General features: G+C 65.7%; 18 protein-coding genes. 7 read left to right on the forward strand and 11 right to left on the reverse strand.

Going from position 1 to position 19,615, the window contains the following annotated elements; all coding sequences use genetic code 11:
• Nucleotides 1-2: 2 nt before the first annotated feature.
• The 6 genes from AC1D0O_RS09735 to AC1D0O_RS09760 form a co-directional block, all read right to left on the reverse strand.
• The gene (locus AC1D0O_RS09735) at nt 3-827 is read right to left on the reverse strand and encodes an ABC transporter ATP-binding protein (protein ID WP_477653331.1); all 825 of its coding nucleotides are present in this window, start codon (nt 825-827) and stop codon (nt 3-5) included.
• 2 nt (nt 828-829) lie between these two features.
• The gene (locus AC1D0O_RS09740) at nt 830-1,885 is read right to left on the reverse strand and encodes an ABC transporter substrate-binding protein (RefSeq protein WP_477653332.1); all 1,056 of its coding nucleotides are present in this window, start codon (nt 1,883-1,885) and stop codon (nt 830-832) included.
• A gap of 255 nt (nt 1,886-2,140) precedes the next feature.
• Nucleotides 2,141-3,382: a M20 family metallopeptidase gene (locus AC1D0O_RS09745; RefSeq protein ID WP_477653333.1), complete on the reverse strand. Its 1,242-nt coding sequence runs from the start codon at nt 3,380-3,382 to the stop codon at nt 2,141-2,143.
• A gap of 5 nt (nt 3,383-3,387) precedes the next feature.
• A complete protein-coding gene (uraD, locus tag AC1D0O_RS09750) occupies nt 3,388-5,178 on the reverse strand; it encodes a 2-oxo-4-hydroxy-4-carboxy-5-ureidoimidazoline decarboxylase (protein WP_477653334.1) in 1,791 nt (596 codons plus the stop codon).
• A 2-nt stretch (nt 5,179-5,180) separates the two neighbouring features.
• Nucleotides 5,181-6,116: an allantoinase PuuE gene (gene puuE, locus AC1D0O_RS09755; RefSeq protein WP_477653670.1), complete on the reverse strand. Its 936-nt coding sequence runs from the start codon at nt 6,114-6,116 to the stop codon at nt 5,181-5,183.
• Nucleotides 6,116-6,781, reverse strand: coding sequence for a GntR family transcriptional regulator (locus tag AC1D0O_RS09760; protein ID WP_477653335.1), 666 nt, complete (start codon nt 6,779-6,781; stop codon nt 6,116-6,118). The genes puuE and AC1D0O_RS09760 overlap by 1 nt, the downstream gene beginning before the upstream one ends.
• A 105-nt stretch (nt 6,782-6,886) precedes the next feature.
• Between AC1D0O_RS09760 and uraH the strand changes: the two genes are divergently transcribed.
• Together uraH and AC1D0O_RS09770 are read left to right on the forward strand one after the other, a co-directional pair.
• The gene (uraH, locus tag AC1D0O_RS09765) at nt 6,887-7,240 is read left to right on the forward strand and encodes a hydroxyisourate hydrolase (protein ID WP_477653336.1); all 354 of its coding nucleotides are present in this window, start codon (nt 6,887-6,889) and stop codon (nt 7,238-7,240) included.
• An 82-nt stretch (nt 7,241-7,322) separates the two neighbouring features.
• The gene (locus AC1D0O_RS09770) at nt 7,323-8,339 is read left to right on the forward strand and encodes a tripartite tricarboxylate transporter substrate binding protein (protein ID WP_477653337.1); all 1,017 of its coding nucleotides are present in this window, start codon (nt 7,323-7,325) and stop codon (nt 8,337-8,339) included.
• Between the two features lie 524 nt (nt 8,340-8,863).
• Here the strand turns inward: AC1D0O_RS09770 and AC1D0O_RS09775 are convergent.
• Nucleotides 8,864-9,418, reverse strand: coding sequence for a hypothetical protein (locus AC1D0O_RS09775; protein ID WP_477653338.1), 555 nt, complete (start codon nt 9,416-9,418; stop codon nt 8,864-8,866).
• Between the two features lie 147 nt (nt 9,419-9,565).
• Between AC1D0O_RS09775 and xdhC the strand changes: the two genes are divergently transcribed.
• Nucleotides 9,566-10,396 carry a xanthine dehydrogenase accessory protein XdhC gene (gene xdhC, locus AC1D0O_RS09780; RefSeq protein WP_477653339.1) on the forward strand — a complete coding sequence of 277 codons (831 nt, stop codon included), beginning with the start codon at nt 9,566-9,568 and terminating at the stop codon, nt 10,394-10,396.
• A gap of 192 nt (nt 10,397-10,588) precedes the next feature.
• The gene (locus AC1D0O_RS09785) at nt 10,589-11,794 is read left to right on the forward strand and encodes a urate hydroxylase PuuD (RefSeq protein ID WP_477653340.1); all 1,206 of its coding nucleotides are present in this window, start codon (nt 10,589-10,591) and stop codon (nt 11,792-11,794) included.
• Between the two features lie 3 nt (nt 11,795-11,797).
• On the opposite strand, the gene AC1D0O_RS09790 is transcribed toward AC1D0O_RS09785, so the two are convergent.
• A complete protein-coding gene (locus AC1D0O_RS09790) occupies nt 11,798-12,733 on the reverse strand; it encodes a LysR family transcriptional regulator (RefSeq protein WP_477653341.1) in 936 nt (311 codons plus the stop codon).
• A 91-nt stretch (nt 12,734-12,824) separates the two neighbouring features.
• On the opposite strand from AC1D0O_RS09790, the gene AC1D0O_RS09795 reads away from it, so the two are divergent.
• Nucleotides 12,825-13,910: a tartrate dehydrogenase gene (locus tag AC1D0O_RS09795; protein WP_477653342.1), complete on the forward strand. Its 1,086-nt coding sequence runs from the start codon at nt 12,825-12,827 to the stop codon at nt 13,908-13,910.
• Nucleotides 13,911-13,991: 81 nt separating this feature from the next.
• Nucleotides 13,992-14,966 (forward strand): tripartite tricarboxylate transporter substrate binding protein, encoded by a 975-nt coding sequence (locus AC1D0O_RS09800; protein WP_477653343.1) that lies wholly within the window; start codon nt 13,992-13,994, stop codon nt 14,964-14,966.
• 58 nt (nt 14,967-15,024) lie between these two features.
• On the opposite strand, the gene AC1D0O_RS09805 is transcribed toward AC1D0O_RS09800, so the two are convergent.
• Entirely contained in the window at nt 15,025-15,360 is a 336-nt protein-coding gene (locus AC1D0O_RS09805) for a DMT family transporter (protein ID WP_477653344.1), read from the reverse strand.
• Between the two features lie 193 nt (nt 15,361-15,553).
• Here AC1D0O_RS09805 and AC1D0O_RS09810 point away from each other — a divergent pair, with 193 nt between their 5' ends.
• Nucleotides 15,554-16,891, forward strand: coding sequence for a glycerate kinase type-2 family protein (locus AC1D0O_RS09810; protein WP_477653671.1), 1,338 nt, complete (start codon nt 15,554-15,556; stop codon nt 16,889-16,891).
• Between the two features lie 180 nt (nt 16,892-17,071).
• Here the strand turns inward: AC1D0O_RS09810 and AC1D0O_RS09815 are convergent, their stop codons facing one another.
• Complete coding sequence (locus tag AC1D0O_RS09815) at nt 17,072-18,589, reverse strand: amidase (RefSeq protein WP_477653345.1); 1,518 nt, start codon at nt 18,587-18,589, stop codon at nt 17,072-17,074.
• Nucleotides 18,590-18,614: 25 nt separating this feature from the next.
• Nucleotides 18,615-19,613: a Bug family tripartite tricarboxylate transporter substrate binding protein gene (locus tag AC1D0O_RS09820; RefSeq protein WP_477653346.1), complete on the reverse strand. Its 999-nt coding sequence runs from the start codon at nt 19,611-19,613 to the stop codon at nt 18,615-18,617.
• Nucleotides 19,614-19,615: the final 2 nt, after the last annotated feature.

A 19,615-nucleotide genomic window follows, 5' to 3' on the forward strand; every position in this document is an offset into this window, starting at 1 on the left:
GTTCATGGCTGCGCTCCGCCGCGCATCGCGCCTATGTGGCCGCGCAGCTCGTGCACGATGTCGCTGAATTCGCGGGTGTAGGTGACTTCGAGGTCGCGCGGGCGCGGCAGGTCGATTTCGCGCCTGACGACAAAACGGCCCGGGCTTTTGCTCATCACGTACACCGTGTCGGCCAGGAACACCGACTCGCGCAAATCATGCGTGACCAGGATCACGTTGAAGCGCTGCTCGGTCCAGAGGTCGCGCAGGATGCACCAGAGTTCTTCGCGCGTGAAAGCGTCGAGCGCGCCGAAGGGCTCGTCGAGCAGCAGCATCTTGGGTTCGTGGATCAGCGCGCGGCAGATGCTCACGCGCTGCTGCATGCCGCCCGAGAGCTGCCAGGGGAATTTGTCTTCATAACCGGCCAGGCCCACCTTTTGCAGCAGGCGCCGCGCGCGTTCTTCAAACTCCTTGCGCTTTGCCTTGAACTGGCTGCGGTAGGGCTCGACGATTTCCAGCGGCAACAGCACATTGCCGACCGTGGTGCGCCAGGGCAGCAGCGACGGCGCCTGGAAGGCCATGCCGGAGATCTTGAGCGGCCCGGTCACGGGCCGGCCGTCAATCAGGATGCTGCCCGCCGAGGGCATCTTCAGGCCGGTGGCCAACTTCATGAAGGTGGACTTGCCGCAGCCCGAAGGCCCGACGATGGCGATGAACTCGCCTTGCCGCACCTGCAGGTCTATGGCCTCGACGGAAAACTGTTTGCGCGCGAGCAGCTCGTCGTTGTAGGCGAGCCAGACGTCGCGGAAATCAACGAAATGTGGGCTGTCAGCAGTGGCCAGGGACATGCTTATTTCTTGGGAGCTGGCAGCACGTTGAGTTCAGCCGCCGTGGGCAGGAAAGAGCCGTTCCACACCAGCGCGGGGTCGACGCGGGTCTTGGTGCCGAAGGCGTCGGACACCTGCGAGGCCATCAGCGTGAGGCGAGGGGCTTTGACCTGGCCGAAGCCCTCGGCGCGTGCGTCGGGGCTGTTGACCACGGTGTCTATGGCCAGGCGCAGGCGGCGCACTTCGAGCGGCACGTTGATGATGCCGTCGCGTGCCTTGACGAATTCAATCGCGGCGGCCGGGTCGGCCACCACATCTTTCACGCCCTTGGTGAAAGCCTGCAGGAAGGCCTTGACGGCGGCCGGGTTCTCCTTGATGAGCTTGGGCGAGGCGATGACGACGTTGCCGTAGTGCTTCACGCCGAAGTCGGCATAGGGCAGCACCACCACGTCCTCGGCCTTGACGCCGCGCGCCTCGAGGTTGAGCAGCGAGGTGAAGGTGAAGCCGGTGATGGCGTCGACGTCGCCGCGCGCCAGCATGGTCTCGCGCAGCGGCGGGTCCATGGTGACCCACTGGAAGCCGGTGACCTTGTTGGCCTTGGCAAAGACCGGGAAGGCGCGGCGGCCGGCGTCGAACACCGGGGCGCCCATTTTTTTGCCGTTGAGGTCGGCGGGCGTCTTGATGCCCGATTTTTTGAGCGCCATCACCGAGGCCGGCGTGTTGTTGTAGACCATCATCACGGCCACGGGCTTGTTGGGTGCGTCAGGGTTGTTGGCATGGAATTCCATGACCGAAGCCAGGTCGGCGAAACCCATGTCGTAGGTGCCCGAAGCCACACGCGTGACCGCGCCACCCGAGCCGTTGCCGGCGTCCACCGTCACGTCAAGCTTGTTGGCCTTGAAATAGCCCTTGGCCACCGGCGTGAGGAACAGGGCAGCCGGGCCTTCAAAACGCCAGTCGAGCTGGAACTTGATGGGGGTGTTCTGCGCATGGGCGAGGCTGAAGGCCGCGGTGGCGGCGAGCAGGCTGGCGGCCCTGGCGAGTTGCGCGGCGGAAAACAAAGGCATGCGGTAGGTCATGGGGTGGTCCTGGGCCAAAAAATGAGCACTGGCCGCCTCGAAGAAGCGGCAGCGGGAGCTACGGAAGGATTAGCAAAAACAATGCCGTGCTTTGCGGGAAAAATGGGTAAAGGGGGCGAGGGGGCGAAGGGGCGAGCCACCCTCGCCGGCACGGCGTGCGGCCTATTTTCGGCGAAAGTCGCGCCGGGCCCGGCGCTTTTGCGGATTTTTCCGTCCGTGATTACCCCCGAAGCGGGGGGGCATCGTGCAGGCAGCTCAGGCCAGCAGGTCGCGCAGCGTGCGCGCGATCACCTTGGTGGCGCGGCGCAGGTCTTCGAGTTCCAGGCGCTCGTCGGCGCGCTTGGCGTGCGATTCGAGCACGGTGCGCGGGCCGGCGCCGTAGATCACGCCGGGGATGCCGGCCTCGGCATAGAGGCGCACGTCGGTGTACAGCGGCGTGCCCATGGCCGGGATCTTCCGGCCGAACAGCACCTCGCCGTGCTTCTGGATGGCCTCGACCAGCGGCTGGTTGCCGGGCAGCGGCCGCATCGAATTGGCCAGCAGCAGGCGCTTGATGTCGATGGTGATGCCTTTGCGTTCGGCCGCGGCATCTGCAATCACTTTGCGGATATTGGCTTCGACCTCGGCTGGGTTCTCCTCGGGGATCATGCGGCGGTCCAGCTTGAACATCACCTTGCCGGGCACCACGTTGGTGTTGGTGCCGCCTTCGATGCGGCCCACGTTGAGGTAGGGGTGTTTGATGCCCTCGACCTGGGAGGTGACCTGCTGGTACAGCGCGTTCTGCGCATAAAGTGCGTTGAGGATGTGTACCGCGCCCTGCAAGGCGTCGACGCCGGTGTCGGGAATCGCGGCATGGGCCATCTTGCCGTGCACCGTGACTTCCATCTGCAGGCAGCCGTTGTGGGCGGTGACGACTTCGTACGAAAAACCGGCAGCGATCAGCAGGTCGGGTTTGGTGAGGCCCTGTTTGAGCAGCCAGCCCGGGCCCATCTCGCCGCCGAATTCCTCGTCATAGGTGAAGTGCAGCTCGACCGCGCCCTTGAGCGGCGCACCCAGCGCTTCGAGCGCGCGCAGCGCGAAGGTGAAGCTCGCGAAATCGCATTTGCTGACAGCCGAGGCACGGCCGTAGATCTTGCCGTCCACAATTTCGCCGCCATAGGGGTCGTGGGTCCAGCCTTCGCCGGGCGGCACCACGTCGCCGTGGGCGTTGAGGGCGATGGTTTTGCCTTCGCCCTTGTTGCCGTACTGGCGGCGCACGATCAGGTTGGTGATGGATTCCATGCCATAGGCACGCACATCAGCCTCGGGCACCGGGTGTTTCTCGGCCTCGAAGCCGAAGGCCTTGATCAGTTCGGCGGTGCGTTCGGCATGCGGCGCGTTGTTGCCGGGCGGCGTATCGGTGGGCACGCGTATGAGCTGCTGGAGGAAGGCGGTTTCCTCGTCGAAATGGGCGTCTATCCAGCTGTCGAGCCGGGCGTAATCGGTGGAAAAGGTCATGGTGGTCAGGGCGCGAGATGGGTAAGCAGATGGGTGAAAGCCTGGATCGCAAGCTCGATGTCGTCGCTGGTGCTGCTTTCCAGCGGGTTGTGGCTGATGCCGGAGTTCTGGCCTCGCACAAAAAGCATGGCCTGGGGCATCACCTTGTGCAATTTCATGGCGTCGTGGCCGGCGCCGCTGGGCATGGCATGCACAGGCACGCCCAGCGAATCGACCGCGCGCTCCCAGCGCTGCTGCCAGGCCGGCGCGCTGGGCGCGGCGGCGGCGCGTTCGGTCAGCTCGGTCGTGTAGTGCACGCCGCGGCGTTCGCAAATGGTTTTGAGCTCGGCCAGCACGTCGGCCACCAGCGCGTCGCGCTGCGCGTCGACGGGCGCGCGCAGGTCCAGCGAGAACAGGCAGCGCCCCGGCACCACGTTGATGGAGCCGCTGGGCACCTGCAGCATGCCGACGGTGCCGACGGAGTCGCCGTCCTGCGCCGCGCGGCGTTCCACATAGAGCAGCAGTTCGGCGGCCGCGGCGGCCGCGTCGCGGCGGCGGTTCATGGGCGTGGTGCCGGCGTGGCTGGCCATGCCGGTGATTTCGCAGAGGTAGCGCACATTGCCGTTGATCGAGGTCACGATGCCCAGCGGCAAATCGAGCTCGTTGAGCACCGGGCCTTGCTCGATGTGGACTTCGACAAAACCGAGGTAGTTGCCGGCCTCGCGTTTGATCTTGCCGATGTCTTCAGGCTTCAGGCCGGCGTTCAGCATGGCCTCGCGCATGGTGATGCCGTCGGCATCTTTCTGGTCCAGCCACTCGGGCTTGAAGTCGCCGATCAGCGCGCCGGAACCCAGGAAGGTCGCCTTGTAGCGCTGGCCTTCCTCTTCGGCAAAGCCCACGACCTCGATGTTGAAAGGCAGGCGCTTGCCCTGGCGGTGCAGCTCGCGCACACAGGCCATGGGCGCGAAGATGCCGAGCCGGCCGTCGTACTTGCCGCCGTTGCGTACGGTGTCGTAGTGCGAACCGGTCAACAGTGTTTTCACTCCCTCCCCCCCTGGGGGAGGGTTGGGGTGGGGGCCCGCACGGTAAATGCCCACCACATTGCCCACCGCATCAATGCCCACCTCGTCAAAGCCGCAATCGCGCATGGTGCTGCTGATATAGACCGCGCAGGCGCGGTGCGCATCGGTCAGGTAGGTCACCGTGAGCTGGCCTTTTTCAAGGTAGCCCGGGTCGCTGTACCGCGACATTGTTTCGTGCCAGTCCCAGACGTCGTTGCCCAGCGCGGGCGTGGCGGCGAACTTGTCGTTAAGCCTGAGTTCCACGACACGGTGGATGTTGCGCAGGTTCTCCTGCAGCTCGAAGTCGGGATGGTTCTGCAGGCGGCGCGCGAAGGTGTCGATGATCTGTTGCCGCCCCAGGCCGGTACCGCGCGGGCCGCGCACCGCGAGGATGAAGGGGAAACCGAACTTCGCGTTGTAGTCGGTGTTCAGCTTTTGCAGCGTGGCGAACTCTTCGGGCGTGCAATCCGCCAGCCCGGCCTTGCCCTGTTCATTCGTGGATTCCGCCGTGAGGCTTTTGCTCACCATGGCCTTGCCGGCGAGTTCCGGGTGGGCCTGGATGAGCTTGACCTGCGCGTCCCTGCCGGCTGCGCGCAGTACCTGGGCCATCGCGTGCTTGAGCTGCGCCAGCGAACGGAAGGGGCGGGCGTCGAGTGCTTTTTCAGCGACCCAGGGCGAGTGCTCGTAAAGCCCGTCCAGCAGCTGCAGCGCCTGGTCGCGCGGCGCGGTGTTGACCTGTTCAAGGGTGATGGCCATGTTCAGCTTTCCTGCCGGGGCGTGTGGGGGTGGGTGGCCTGCCAGTGGCGGGCGATGTCGATGCGGCGGCAGACCCAGACGCGGTCGTGCTTCTGCACATGGTCGAGGAAACGCTGCAATGCCACGATGCGGCCGGGCCGGCCCAGCAGGCGGCAGTGCATGCCTATGCTGAGCATCTTGGGCGACGCGTCGCCTTCGGCATACAGCGCGTCGAAGCTGTCGCGCAGGTAGATAAAAAAGTCCTCGGCCTGCGCGAAGCCCTGGGGCAGGGCGAAGCGCATGTCGTTGGTGTCCAGCGTGTAGGGCACGACCAGCCGGGGCACCACGGCGCCGTCGGTTCGTTTGACCTCGGTCCAGAAGGGCAGCTCGTCGCCGTAGTAGTCGCTGTCGTATTCGAGCCGGCCGTCGTCGGCTACTAATCGGCGTGTGTTGGGGCTGTCGCGGCCGGTGTACCAGCCCAGCGGGCGCGTGCCGGTGAGTTTTTCGATCGCGTCCAGGCCCAGGCGCATGTGTTCGCGCTCGGTGGCTTCGTCGACCTGCTGGTAGTTGATCCAGCGCCAGCCGTGGCAGGCGATTTCGTGGCCGAGCTCGGTGAAGGCTGCGGCCACCTCGGGGTGGCGCTGCAAGGCCATGCCGACGCCGAAGACGGTCAGCGGCAGCCCGCGCTTTTCAAACTCGCGCAGGATGCGCCACACGCCCACGCGCGAGCCGTATTCGTAAATGCCTTCCATGCTCAGGTGGCGGTCGGCAAAGCTGGGCGGGTTGGCCATCTCGGACAAAAACTGCTCGGAGCCGGCGTCGCCGTGCAGCACCGAGTTCTCGCCGCCTTCTTCGTAATTGAGCACGAACTGCACGGCGATGCGGGCCTGGCCGGGCCACTGCGCATGCGGCGGATTCCGGCCGTGGCCGACCAAGTCTCTGGGGTAGCTGTTGTTCATCATGACAAGGCCATCGAAATGTCGTTGGTCGGCACCTTGCGGTTGAAGGCCAGGTTTTCCTCGACATGCAGCAGGTGCTCGGTCATCAGGCGCACGGCCAGGGCCTCATCCTTGGCGGCCAGGGCTTTGACGATTTCGGCGTGCTCGTCGTTGGAGTGTTCGGCGGCGCTGGCCGTTTGGTACATCAGGGTGATCAGCGCGCAGCGCGAGATCAGCTCGCCCAGCATTTGCGCCAGCACTTCATTGCCCATGAGCTCGGCCATGCGCACATGGAAATCGCCCAGCAGCTCGTTGCGGCCGGGCACATCGCCAATGTCAAGCGCGGCTTTTTCCTGGGCCACGTGTTCTTTCAGCGCCTTGATCTTCGCGGGCGTGACCTCGCGCACGAAGGCGCGCGTCATTTCGGTTTCCAGCATGCGGCGCACTGCGAACACCTGGCGCGCTTCCATCACCGAGGGGGCAGCCACAAAAGCGCCGCGCGCGGGCTCCAGGCGTATCAGCCGGTTTTGTGAAAGCTGGAACAGCGCCTGCCGCACCAGCGTGCGCGAGACGCCGAAATGGTCGGCAAGTTTTTGTTCCGCCAGCTTGGTGCCCGGGTGCAGCCTGTGCTCCACAATGGCCTTGGTCAGCGCCTCGACAATGGCGTGAGTGGTCGATGATTCCATCGGCGCATGATAGCCGCAAATCAAAAAACTGTATACACTTTTGGTAAACCGAATCGGGAATGTGACCATCTCCATTTCCGCTACTCACCATCTCGAAGGAATCCCATGGGCTTGAGCACACATGTACTGGATACGATGCACGGCGTGCCCGCTGGTGGGATGAAAGTCTCGCTATTCGCCACGCAAGTTGGGCAGGCCACGCTAGTGAAATCCTTTGTTCTCAACGATGACGGCCGCAGCCCCGACGGACCCCTCTACGACAGCAGCAATTTGAAAGCGGGTACTTACCGCTTGGTGTTTGACGTCGCGGATTACTTCAAGGCGCGCGGCGTGGCGCTGCCCGAGCCGGCCTTCCTGGACCAGGTCAGCCTGGACTTCGGCGTGGCCGACATCACCGCGCATTACCACGTGCCTTTGCTGGTGAGCCCCTGGAGCTATTCGACCTACCGCGGCAGCTGAGCCCTTCCATGAGGCCCGTGTCATGCGGGCGTCATCTGGGAGGTTAACAATCAGCCCTTTTTACTACTGAGCCTCTTCCCCCATGAATGTCAAGCCGATGGGCGCGCTGAGCCGCCGCCAAGCCCTGTTGTTGTCTGCAGGCACCGCCGCCAGCCTGATGGCTTGCACCGCGCTGGCGCAAGGCCCTTCTTCCAACACCGCCGCTTATCCTGAACGTCCCGTCAAGATCGTCGTGCCGTTTGCGCCCGGCGCCGGCACCGACGCGATGGGGCGATTGATCGCGCAAAAGCTCGGGGAAGTCCTGGGCGGCACGTTTGTGGTCGACAACCGCGCCGGCGCCTCGGGCGCCATCGGCACGCAGTTTGTGGCGCAAGCGCCGGCCGACGGCTACACGCTGCTGCTGGTGGCATCGCCTTTCACCACGGTGGCGGCCTCGGTGCCCAGCGCCAACTATGACCCGCTGCGCCAGTTCACGCCGGTCGGCATGATCGCCAGCGGCCCGCTGGTCTGGGCCGCCAACAAGCAGCTGCCGGCCAACAACATGAAAGAGCTGATCGCGCTGGCCAAACAGAAACCCGGCGCGCTCAACTACGGCTCCGCCGGCGCGGGCGGTGTCAACCACCTGGTGCTGGAATCGCTCAAAGCCCGCACCGGCACCTTCATCACGCACATCCCGTATCGCGGCGTGGCGCCGGCCACCATGGACATGATCGGCGGGCAGATCCAGCTTGTGACCGGCACCATTCCGGCGCTGCTGCCTTTTATCAAGAACGGCAGCGTCAAGGCCCTGGCCGTCACCAGCGCCAAACGGTCCAGCGCCTTGCCCGACGTGCCCAGCATGGGCGAGTCCGGCCTGAAGGGTTTTGACGTGCTGAACTACTTCGCGCTGGCCGCGCCTGCCGGCACGCCGCCGGCCGTCGTCAACACCTTGAATGCCGCCATCAACAAGATCGTGGCCATGCCCGATGTGCTGGCCCGTTTCAAGGCCGACGCTGTTGACCCCGCGCCCGGCACCCCGGCGCAACTGGGCCAGTTCATCGAAGCCGATTACCGCGCCTGGGTTAACGTCGTCAAGACGCAGAACTTGAAGATTGATTGAGGGGCGCAGGAGGGGGTCTGCGGTTACCACCCTTCGATACCTCGGGGCGAACGGTGGTTTTCCGTTCGCGTCAAAGCACCACATCCTGCTTCCTTGAGATATTTTTTTACCGTTCGTGCTGAGGTATCGAAGCACCTGGTCGTTTTGGAAGCTGAGTTGTTTTTGGTTCCGGGGCCGGGGTTGCCGGCGGCAACTCACTTTTCTTTTGCTTCGCCAAAAGAAAAGTAAGCAAAAGAAAAAGCGACCCTGGTTGCTGCGTCCCTGCGCTTCGCTACGGGCAACCTGCGGTGCTCGGTCCAGACGGGGTCTCGCTAAACTCGCCTTCGGCTCAAACAACGCGATCCCTGATCCGTCTGGACCTCCGCTCCTCGGCGCATCCACAAGGGGTGGGGACAAGAAATACCAAACAGCCTAAGGCTCAGCCCGAACGGATGGGAGAGGGTCGCGCAAGCGCGATGCGCAGCGAGCCGCTCAGCCAGCAGGGGCAAGCGCGCCGCAGACTCGAAGTGAAAAGCGTGGGGGCCTTAATCCTGACCCTCTGTGAGCGTGTCTAGCTGAAATTTCCCGCTCTTGTGCCACAGCCAGGTGTCGGTGTAGACCACCTTGCCCATGCGGGTGGGCGCCGGGAAAGGCGAGGCCTTCTGGACGGTGCTTTCGATTTCGGCCATCACTTCGGGCGCGTGGCGCGGCGCGCGCATCCAGTCCAGGCGGGTTACGCGCCCGACCCTGTCGATCTCCACGTTCAGCACGCCGACGGCATACAGCAGCGGCGGCATGCGGCCCTTGTAGACACGGTCTGAATTAAGGCCGTAGATGTGCGTGGCGCCGTCTTCGCGGTAGGCGCGCGGCGTGGCCGCACTGGAGCTCCGGGCCGAGCCCTGGGGGCCGGCGATGGGGCCGATCACCGGGGTGTCCGGCGCCTTGGCGGGTCCGGGCGCGGGCGTGGCGTCGGGTGCGGTCTTGCAGGCGCTCACGATGGCGGCCCCGGCCGCGGACAGCAGGGCCATCAGCCAGAAGCGCCGCGGGGCGGAAGAAGAAGTTGAAGTAGAAGGGGAGGAAGGCATCTCTGGTCTTGTCATGGTTTGCCTCTCTAGGCCTCTTGGGGCCGGCTCATGGGGTTTTGCGTATACCCGCCATCATGCGCGGAGACCGCGCGCCGGCCGGGTGGTGCTAAGGTCTCATTTTGCCCACGATTTCATTCGCTTACGCTCTTCAACACGTCACCAATGGTTTCCCGCAACACCGATTTGTTACTTGACACCCTGCTGGCCCGCCTGGCCACAGCGCCGGCGGTGCTGGTGCGGGTGGCCGAAACACAGGGTTCGGTCCCGCGCGAGGCGGGCACCTGGATGGCCGTGTTCGCCGATGCCATTGTGGGCACCATAGGCGGCGGCCACCTCGAATACGAGGCCATCACCAAAGCCCGCGCGCTACTGGAAAAAGGCGATGCTCCGCACGAAGTTGAGCCGCAGCGCGTGGCGCTGGGCCCGTCGCTGGGCCAATGCTGCGGCGGTGTGGTGCAGCTGCGCTTCGAGCGGGTGGAGGCCGGCGATGCGGCGGCGCTGCGGCTGGATGCGCCGCGGCTCACGCCTGTGGCGTTGTTTGGCGGCGGCCATGTCGGCCATGCGCTCGTCCAGGTGCTCGCACCCCTGCCGTTCGCGCTGAGCTGGATAGACAGCCGCGACGGCGTGTTCCCGGACAGCGTGCCGCCGCGTGTGGTGTGCGAGCATTCCGAGCCGGTGCAGGACGCCGTGCCCAGCCTGGCGCCGCAATCGCGCGTGCTGGTCATGAGCTTCAGCCATGCGGAAGACCTGGACATCGTGGCCGCCTGCCTCAAGCGCCAGCGCGAGCAGGGCGACCTGCCCTACATCGGCCTGATCGGCAGCCAGACCAAATGGGCGACCTTCAGGCATCGGCTGGAGGCCAGGGGCTTCACGGCGGCTGAACTCGCGCATGTGACTTGTCCGATAGGCGTGCCCGGCATCACAGGCAAGGAGCCGGAAGTCATTGCCGTTGCTGTCGCGGCGCAGTTGTTGCAAAGCATCGATGCGGATTGAGCCTGTGCCGTCTGGCTTTGCGGCTGACGGCAAAGGCTATAAACTCGCGTCACCAGGTCGCAGCGGAGCCGGGAACGAGATAGTCAACCACTCGTTCTCTTGTTCGTGACCCGTTTTCTGCTTACAGCGCCCGCAGTGGTGAGCAGGCTGAAATCGCGGAGCCCGCATGGGTGCCGCAAGGGTTGAGGGAATATGGAAAGCTACCTCCTGGACTGGGCCAACCTGCTGCTGCGCTGGGTCCACGTCATCACCGCCATCGCCTGGGTCGGCTCCTCGTTTTACTTCGTCTTCCTCGACAGCAGCCTCACGCCGCCGGTGGATGAAGACTTGAAGAAGCAGGGCGTCAGCGGCGAGCTCTGGGCCGTGCATGGCGGCGGTTTTTACCACCCGGTCAAATTCGCCGTCAAGCCGCCGCAGCTGCCGGCCCACCTGCACTGGTTTTACTGGGAAAGCTACAGCACCTGGCTGTCGGGTTTTGCGCTGTTCACGGTGTCCTACCTCTGGAACGCCGGCACCTACCTGGTCGACAAATCGCTGATGAACTGGTCGCCCGGCGCCGCGGCCGGCGTGGCGCTGTCTTTCTTTGTGGTGTTCTGGATGCTCTACGACGGCATCTGCCAGCTGTTCGGCAAGGGCAAGAACGGCGACGCCATCGTGGGCGCATTGGTCGCCGTGCTGGTCTGCATCGCGTCCTGGCTGGCCTGCCACTGGTTTGCCGGGCGCGCGGCCTTTTTGCTGGTAGGCGCGATGATGGCGACGGCCATGAGCGCCAATGTGTTTTTCTGGATCATCCCCGGCCAGCGCAAGGTCGTGGCCGCGATCAAAGCCGGTGAGCCGGTGGACCCTGTGCACGGCCAGCGCGGCAAGCAGCGCAGCGTGCACAACACCTACTTCACGCTGCCTGTGCTGTTCGCCATGCTCAGCAACCACTACAGCTTCACCTGGAGCCATCCGCAAAACTGGCTGGTGCTGATCCTCATGATGCTGGCGGGCGCGGCGATACGCCAGTTCTTCGTGCTGCGCCACGGCTACAAGCTTGGCCGCAACCGGCACCCGCTGCCGTATGCGCTGGCGGGTGTGGTGGTGATCATCGGCGTGATCGTCTGGATGAAGCCGGCGCCCATCGCTGCGGCAATGCCGGCCGCCGTCTCATCGGGCTCCGGTTATGACAAGGTGCAGGCCATCCTGGCCCAGCGTTGCTACCAGTGCCACGGCGCGCAACTGCAGATGAAGAATGTCCGCCTCGATTCACCCGGGGCCGTCAGGCAGCACGCAACCCAGGTCTACCAGCAGGCCGTGGTCACGCGGCTGATGCCGATGAACAACGCGACCGGCATCACCGAGGATGAGCGACTGGCCATCAAGCAGTGGTTCGATGCGGGCGCGCGAACTGAGTAGCGATTACCAGCTGCTGGCCAGCCCGGCAGCACGCGTCGACGGTTTCTCAAAATGCCGCGCGAGGAAATCTACAAAGGCCTTGACGCGGGCTGAATGCTGGTGGCGGGCCGGGTAGACCGCATGGATGTCGGCCGGCGGCGTGCGGTAGTTCTCCAGAACCTGCACCAGCCGGCCGCTGCGCAGGTATTTGGCGATGTCCCATTCGGCGCGCATCAGGATGCCGTGGCCGTCCAGCGCCCAGTTCACCGCGATCTCGCCGTCGCTGGTGCTCAGGTTGCCGTGCACCTTGACGGCCTGCGTCTGCTTGCCGGAGGACAGGCGCCACATGCCGTAGGCCTCGTCGCCCTGGCGTATGCCTATGCAGTTGTGCCGCGCCAGGTCGTGCGGCACCCGGGGTGTGCCGTGGCGGGCCAGGTAGGCCGGCGCGGCGCAGAGCAGGCGGCGATTCGGCGCGATCAGGCGCGCCACCACACGGGCGTCGGGCGGCTCGCCGAAGCGTATGCAGACATCGAAGGCGTCCTCGGTCAGCGGCGGCGGGTTGACGGTGAGCTGCAGCTGCACTTCGACCTCGGGATGGGCTTTCACGAAACGCGAGACCAGCGGCGCCACATGGCTGCGGCCGAAACCCAGGGTGGCGTTCACGCGCAGCAGGCCCTTGGGGGCAGCCACGGCGCTGGAGACCTGCTGCTCCATGTCGTCGATATCGGCCAGGATGCGGCGCGCATGCGTCAGGTAGATCTCGCCTTCCTGCGTGAGGCTGGCGCGCCGCGTCGTGCGGTTGAGCAACTGCACGCCTAGCCTGGCCTCCATCTGTGCCAGCCGCTTGCTGACGGCCGCGGTGCTGATGCCGAGCTCGCGCGCCGTGGCCGAAAGGCTGCCGTAGCGCGCCAGCAGGCTGAAAAAAGCCATCTCCGAGGGAGCGGGGTTTGCCGGATTCATTCGTAACCTGAAGTTAACAATGGTCTCACTTTAAAGGCTTTTGTTGTTCCCGCCAATCGCTACATTGGAGGCATCACCACTGAGGAAACCCATGAAGACTTACAAAATCGCCTGCATCCCCGGCGACGGCATCGGCAAGGAGGTCGTCCCGGCCGGCCAGCAAGTGTTGCAAGCGCTTGCCGCCACGCAAAAGAATTTCCGTTTCGAGTTCACGTCCTACGGCTGGGGCGGCGACTGGTACCGCAAGCACGGCGTCATGATGCCCGACAAGGGCCTGGACGAATTGCGCGGCCAGGACGCCATCCTGTTCGGTTCGGCCGGCGACCCGCACATCCCCGACCACGTCACGCTGTGGGGCCTGCGCCTGAAGATCTGCCAGGGCTTCGACCAGTACGCCAACGTGCGGCCCACGCGCATCCTGCCCGGCATAGACGCGCCGCTCAAGCGCTGCGCGCCGGAGCAGCTCAACTGGGTCATCGTGCGCGAGAACTCCGAGGGCGAGTATTCCGGCGTGGGCGGGCGTGCGCACCAGGGCCACCCGATTGAAGTGGCAACCGACGTTTCGATGATGACGCGCGCCGGCGTCGAGCGCATCATGCGCTACGCTTTCCGCCTGGCGCAGTCGCGCCCGCGCAAGCTGCTGACCGTGGTCACCAAGTCCAATGCCCAGCGCCACGCCATGGTGATGTGGGACGAGATCGCGCTGCAGATCAGCCGGGAGTTCCCCGACGTCAGCTGGGACAAGGAACTGGTCGACGCCTGCACCGCCCGCATGGTGAACCGGCCCGCCTCGCTGGACACCGTGGTCGCCACCAACCTGCATGCCGACATCCTGAGCGACCTGGCCGCCGCGCTGGCCGGCAGCCTGGGCATCGCGCCCACCGGCAACATAGACCCCGAACGCCGCTATCCCAGCATGTTCGAGCCCATCCACGGCTCGGCCTTCGACATCATGGGCAAAGGCCTGGCCAACCCGGTCGGCACCTTCTGGAGCTGCGTCATGCTGCTGGAACACCTGGGCGAGGCCGAAGCCGCCGCGGTGCTGATGGCGGCGATTGAAAAAACCACCGCCAATGCCGCGCTGCACACCCGCGACCTGGGCGGCCAGGCCACCACCGCGCAGGTCACCGAGGCCGTCTGCGCGGAGGTCGGCAGCCGCCTGTTGCAGGCCGCCTGAGCCTTTCAACGCGCCGCCGGTGCGCAGTGCACTTTTGAATGCCGGCCGGTTCCCGCTCCCCAAAACACCCGGAGACAAAGCATGAACACCGAGCTCAAAAAGTGGATGGGCATTTTCTGCATCGCGGCAGCGCCCGCCGCCATGGCACAGCCTTCGCCAGCCGCTCCCGCCTGCCCCGACAAAAATTTGCAGTACTGGCAGGCCTTTCCGCCGGGCGGCGAGTCCGACCTGTCGGCGCGCCACCAGCAGGTCGTGCTCAAGAAAAAATGCCCGGTGGTCGACACCATCATCCAGTACAAGGCGGGCGCGGGCGGCGGCCTGATGTGGGGCCAGATGAACAACCTGCCCGGGGATGGCCTCAACGTCGTGGGCATCAACCTGCCGCACATCGTGTTCCAGCCCATTGAGGGCGAGGTGCAGTACAAGACGGCCGACATCGTGCCGGTGTTCTGGTTCCACTACACGCCCGACGTGCTGGTGGTGCCCGAGAAAAGCCCGATCAAGACCTTCGCGGACTTCATCGCGGCGGCCAAAAAGAACCCCGGCAAGCTCAACCTGGGCGGCTCGGGCTTGAACTCGGCCAACCATGCGGCGCATGAGCGGCTCAATGCGGCCTTCGGCATCAAAAGCACCTACGTGCCTTACAAAGGCACGGGCGACATGTCCATCGCCGTGATCGGCGCGCAGGTCGACGGCGCGGTGACCTACACGCCCTTTGCCATCAGCAACAAGGGCAGGGTGCGGCCGCTCGCGGTGGCCATGGAAAAGCGCCACCCGCTGATGCCCGACGTGCCCACCTTCCGCGAGCTGGGCGTGGACTGGGTGGACGGCGCCTACCGCGGCATCGGCGTGCCCAAATCCACGCCGCCGGAAGCGCGCAAGCGCCTGTCGGACCTGTGGGCCGCGCTCAACAGCGAGCCGGAGATGAAGGAGCTCGCCGCCAGGAACGGCTTTGAACTGATCAGCGTGGGCACGGACCAGATGGACGCCTTCATGAAAGAGCGCATAGCGCTCTACACCGAAGGCGCGCGGCGGCTGGGGCTGGGGAAGAAGTGACGCCGCGCAAGCCGCTCATTCTTCCTGGAACCGGCCATGGTCCTTGGTGTCTTGGTCCTTAGTGAATGCTGGTGGTGTTCGAAAAGAGGTTCAGCACCACCACACCCGCGATGATCAGCGCCATGCCCACCATGCCCCAGAGGTCTATCTTCTGCTGGTGGACGAAGAAGCTGGTGATGCTGATCAGCACAATGCCCAGGCCCGACCAGATCGCATAGGTCACGCCGGTGGGAATCGATTTCATGGTCACCGTGAGCAGGTAAAGCGCCGTGCCGTAGCCGGCGATGCTGATTAGCGAGGGCACCAGACGCGTGAAGCTCTCGCTGGACTTGAGCGCCGTGGTGGCGATGACTTCGGCAACGATGGCAATGCCAAGGGCGAGGTAAGCATTCATGCGATGCGGGCTTTCTTCTTCGGTGGTGGAATGGGTTGCGCGGGGTGAAAGATCATTCTAGGCAGCGCCTGTTTTTGCCGTATCCCCCAAACCCCCGGGGCCTGCCGGGTTACTGCCCGGTTACCACGGCACAATCCGGGGTGGAGACATTTCAATGACCGCCGCCAAGACACCCATTTCCAGCACTCCCAGCATGCCCAGCAACACCACCCCCGACGCCACCATCCAGCCGCGCGAGTTCCTCGAGCACCTGTACCGTGCCGCCGTCACGCGCGCGCTGCCGCTCGAAAACACCGCCCGCTACCTGCCCGAGCCGCCCACAAAAGCCAGCGGCGGCCGCACCATCGTGATTGGCGCGGGCAAGGCCGGCGGCTCCATGGCGCAGGCGGTCGAGGCCTTGTGGCCGGCCGATGCGCCGCTCGAAGGCCTGGTCGTCACGCGCTACCACCACATTCCGCCCCGGCCCGATGGCCTCAAGCAACGCATCGAAATCGTCGAGGCCGCGCACCCGGTGCCTGACGCCGCCGGGCTGGCGGCCGCGCAGCGCATCCTGGCCATGGTGCAGGGCCTGACCGAAAACGACCTGGTGCTGTGCCTGATCTCGGGCGGCGGCTCGGCCCTGCTGACCTTGCCGGCCGAAGGCCTGACGCTGGAAGACAAGCAGCGCATCAACAAGGCGCTGCTCAACAGCGGCGCGAACATTTCCGAGATGAACTGCGTGCGCAAGCATCTCTCGCGCATCAAGGGTGGGCGCCTGGCCGCGGCCTGCGCGCCGGCGCGCGTGGTGACGCTCACCATCAGCGACGTGCCGGGCGATGACCCGTCCATCATCGCCAGCGGCCCCACGGTGCCCGACGCGACCAGCTGCGCCGAGGCGGTGGCGATTCTGCAGCGCTACGGCATTGAAGTGCCGGGCGCCATCATGAGCCTGCTGGAGCAGAGCGCACTCGAAACCCCCAAGCCAGGCGACGCGGTCTTCACCGGCCATGAGGTCCACATGATCGCCACGCCCCAGCAAAGCCTGGAAGCCGCCGCCGCCGTGGCGCGCGCGGCCGGCTTGCAGGCCTGGATCCTGAGCGACGAGATGGAAGGTGAATCGCGCGAGGTCGGAAAGGTGCATGCGGCGCTGGCCCGTGCCGTGGCGCTCAAGGGCCAGCCTTTCAGCAGGCCTTGCGTGATCCTGAGCGGCGGCGAGACCACGGTCACCGTCCGCAAGCAACCCGAAGGCACGCCGCGTGGCCGGGGCGGCCGCGCCGGCGAGTTCTGCCTGGGCCTGGCGCTCGCGCTGCAGGGCCAGCCCGGCGTGTACGCGCTGGCGGCCGACACCGACGGCATAGACGGCGTCGAAGACAATGCCGGCGCCTTTGTGGCGCCCGATACCTTGCAGCGTGCGCTGGCCCAGGGCATGAAGATCGACCAATACCTGGACCGCAACGATGCCTATGGCTATTTTGAGCCGCTGGGCGGCCTGGTCATCACCGGGCCCACGCACACCAACGTCAACGACTTCCGCGCGCTGCTGATCCTCTAGGAGTCTGGGCGGCAGAAGGAGCATCGGCTGCAAAGCGAGCGCAGCGGTCCATTTTTCACCGGCTTTTTGCCCCATAGCTATGGCTATGAGTCTGCAAACCCGGCAAAAACTGTCCTCGCTGGGCTCGCTTTTCGCTTCGACGCCTTCTGCCGCCCAGACTCCTAGGCCCGCAAGCGCGGCTCAGACGGCGTTCAAGCCGCCGGAACCCTGGCTGCCCGCCATCTCGGGCGGGTGCGTGACGATGGACTTGAGTTCCGGCCTGGCCGCCGGCAGGGGCTTGAGGTCGGGCACCGGCCGGCGCAGGCTGTCGCTGCCTTCGAACACCTGTTCCAGCGCCCGGCTCGCGGCCAGCAGTTGCGCATCACCATGCAGCCGCCCGATCACCTGCAGGCCGAAGGGCATGCCGTGTTCGTCCTTGCCGCAGGGCAGGGCCAGCGCCGGGTTGGTGGCCAGCGTGACCACGTAGGTCAGGCCCAGCCAGTGGTAGTAGTTGCGCATGGCCTGGCCGTCGATGTTGCCGGCGAACAGCTCCGTCCAGGGGAAGGGCGTGACCGGTGTGACCGGTGCCAGGATCAGGTCGTACTGTTCGAAGGCTTTTGCAAAGCGGCGCGAGATGCGGGTCTGCTCCAGGTGTGCCCAGGCGCGGTCGGCCAAGGTGATGGCGGCGGCGATTTCCATGTTGGCGCGCACATTGGGGCCCAGTGTTTCGGGCGCCTTGCGGTAGGTGTCGGCAAAGGCCGCGACAAAACTCTCGGCGCGCAGCGTGTCGAAGGCGCGGTCGGCGTCGCCCAGTTGCAGGTCCACCGGTTCGCAACTGGCCACCAGCGGCCGGATGGCCTCCACGCGCTGGCGGAACACGCGGCGTATCTCCGGGTCGACGATGCACAGGCCGAAGTCTTCGGTGGTGCCGACGCGCAGCGTGGACAGGTCCGCGGGCTTGAGCGGCCAGAAGCCGGCGCCGTCCACCGGGTAGGACAGCGGGTCGCGCGCATCCGCGCCCACGCTGGCGGACAGCAGCAGTGCCGTGTCGTCCACATTGCGGCCCATGGGCCCGAGCACCGAGATGACCGACCAGCCCAGCGGCCGCGCGTCGTTGGCCACCAGGCCGGGCGAAGGCCGCAGGCCGACCACGCCGCACAGCGCAGCCGGGATGCGCAGCGAGCCGCCGGTGTCGGAGCCGGTGCAGATCGGCAGCATGCCGGCCGCCAGTGCCGCGGCCGAGCCGCCCGAGGAACCGCCCGCATTGAGCGCGGGGTTGAAGGGATTGCCCGTCGCGCCCCAGACCGGGTTGCGGGTGTTGGCGCCCGCGCCCATGTCGGGCACATTGGTCTTGGCCGTGACGATGGCGCCCGCCGCGCGCAGCTTGGCCACCAGCGCGTTGTCCTTGGCCGGCACGTTGCCGCGCAGTCCCACGTTGCCGTAGGTGGTCAAGAGGCCCGCCGTGTCCTGCAGGTCCTTCACGCCCAGCGGCAGCCCGTGCAGCGGCCCCAGCGGGCCGCCGCGCATCACCTGCACCTCGGCTTCGCGCGCGGCCTCGCGTGCCCGCGTGAAGTCGGTCGCGCAGATGGCGTTGATGGCGGGGTTGAGGCTTTCGATGCGGCCTATGCAGGCGTCCATCAATTCCACCGGCGAAACCTGGCGGCTGCCGATCAGGCGGCGCAGTTCGACGGCGGAGATGTCTGGCAGGGTGGAGGGCATATCTGTCTCGTTCAGTCTGTTTTGTTCAATCTGTCTTGATCTGGGAACGCTCTGCCAGGGCTTTCATGCGCGTGATCTCGGCCGTGACCATGCCGGACCAGTCGGGAACCGCGGTGTAGCCGGGCTCGAAGCCGGCGGCCTTGAGCTTGTCCAGTGTTTCGGGATTCGCCATGACAGTCATCAATGCTTTTTCAAGCCGTGCCTTGACGGGCGCCGGCACGCCCTTGGGCACCACCACGGCCAGCCAGGCGTTCATGTCGACGGCCGGGTAGCCGGCCTCGGCCATGGTCGGCACATTCGGCAGCAGGGCGGAGCGCTTGTTCATGGCCACGGCCAGCACGCGGATCTTGCCGGACTTGAGCTGCTGCGACGCGGCGACCACGGTATCGAAGGACACCGGGATCTGCCCGCCCATCAGGTCGGTCATCAGCGGGCCTGAGCCCTTGTAGGGCACATGTGTCATCTTCAGGCCGGTGGCCGTGTTGAACATCGCGCCGGCGAAATTGGAACTGGTGCCGTTGCCGAAGCTGCCGTAGAGGTATTTGTCGGGGTTGGCCTTGGCGGCGGCCACAAACTGGTGCACGTCGGTGGCGGTGACCGACGGGTTCACCAGCATCGCGAGCGCGACAGAGCCCACCAGGCCGATCGCCTCAAAACCCTTGGCCGGGTCGTAGGACAGCTTGGGCTGCAGCGCCGGGTTCAGCGTGAAAGTGGAGTTCGAGCTCACGAGCAGGGTGTAGCCGTCGGGCTTGGCGCTGGCGACCGCGGCCGCGCCTATGGCGGTGCCGGCGCCTGGTTTGTTTTCGACCACCACGGGTTGGCCCAACTGGTCGCCCAGGGCCTTGCCCAGGATGCGCGCCAGCACGTCGGCCGCGCCGCCGGCCGGGAAGGGCGCGACCAGCGTCACGGGCCGCTCCGGAAAATCAGCGGCGCGGGCAGGCCCGCCCACGGCTGCCAGCCCGCAGAAGATCATGCCGCCGGCGATCAGCGTGCGGCGCAGTGCGTTGAATGACATGTGTTGCATGG

This window comes from Polaromonas sp. P1_F2 (assembly GCF_056405735.1).

What these genes read in the sequence shown, in the direction of transcription:
- AC1D0O_RS09735 (WP_477653331.1), bottom strand. Translation starts at nt 827, where the DNA reads ATGTCCCTGGCCACTGCTGACAGCCCACATTTCGTTGATTTCCGCGAC.
- AC1D0O_RS09810 (WP_477653671.1), top strand. Translation starts at nt 15,554, where the DNA reads ATGCCCAGCAACACCACCCCCGACGCCACCATCCAGCCGCGCGAGTTC.
- AC1D0O_RS09775 (WP_477653338.1), bottom strand. Translation starts at nt 9,418, where the DNA reads ATGACAAGACCAGAGATGCCTTCCTCCCCTTCTACTTCAACTTCTTCT.
- xdhC (WP_477653339.1), top strand. Translation starts at nt 9,566, where the DNA reads ATGGTTTCCCGCAACACCGATTTGTTACTTGACACCCTGCTGGCCCGC.
- AC1D0O_RS09790 (WP_477653341.1), bottom strand. Translation starts at nt 12,733, where the DNA reads ATGAATCCGGCAAACCCCGCTCCCTCGGAGATGGCTTTTTTCAGCCTG.
- AC1D0O_RS09740 (WP_477653332.1), bottom strand. Translation starts at nt 1,885, where the DNA reads ATGACCTACCGCATGCCTTTGTTTTCCGCCGCGCAACTCGCCAGGGCC.
- uraH (WP_477653336.1), top strand. Translation starts at nt 6,887, where the DNA reads ATGGGCTTGAGCACACATGTACTGGATACGATGCACGGCGTGCCCGCT.
- AC1D0O_RS09785 (WP_477653340.1), top strand. Translation starts at nt 10,589, where the DNA reads ATGGAAAGCTACCTCCTGGACTGGGCCAACCTGCTGCTGCGCTGGGTC.
- AC1D0O_RS09795 (WP_477653342.1), top strand. Translation starts at nt 12,825, where the DNA reads ATGAAGACTTACAAAATCGCCTGCATCCCCGGCGACGGCATCGGCAAG.
- AC1D0O_RS09820 (WP_477653346.1), bottom strand. Translation starts at nt 19,613, where the DNA reads ATGCAACACATGTCATTCAACGCACTGCGCCGCACGCTGATCGCCGGC.
- uraD (WP_477653334.1), bottom strand. Translation starts at nt 5,178, where the DNA reads ATGGCCATCACCCTTGAACAGGTCAACACCGCGCCGCGCGACCAGGCG.
- AC1D0O_RS09805 (WP_477653344.1), bottom strand. Translation starts at nt 15,360, where the DNA reads ATGAATGCTTACCTCGCCCTTGGCATTGCCATCGTTGCCGAAGTCATC.
- AC1D0O_RS09770 (WP_477653337.1), top strand. Translation starts at nt 7,323, where the DNA reads ATGAATGTCAAGCCGATGGGCGCGCTGAGCCGCCGCCAAGCCCTGTTG.
- AC1D0O_RS09760 (WP_477653335.1), bottom strand. Translation starts at nt 6,781, where the DNA reads ATGGAATCATCGACCACTCACGCCATTGTCGAGGCGCTGACCAAGGCC.
- AC1D0O_RS09745 (WP_477653333.1), bottom strand. Translation starts at nt 3,382, where the DNA reads ATGACCTTTTCCACCGATTACGCCCGGCTCGACAGCTGGATAGACGCC.
- AC1D0O_RS09800 (WP_477653343.1), top strand. Translation starts at nt 13,992, where the DNA reads ATGAACACCGAGCTCAAAAAGTGGATGGGCATTTTCTGCATCGCGGCA.
- puuE (WP_477653670.1), bottom strand. Translation starts at nt 6,116, where the DNA reads ATGAACAACAGCTACCCCAGAGACTTGGTCGGCCACGGCCGGAATCCG.
- AC1D0O_RS09815 (WP_477653345.1), bottom strand. Translation starts at nt 18,589, where the DNA reads ATGCCCTCCACCCTGCCAGACATCTCCGCCGTCGAACTGCGCCGCCTG.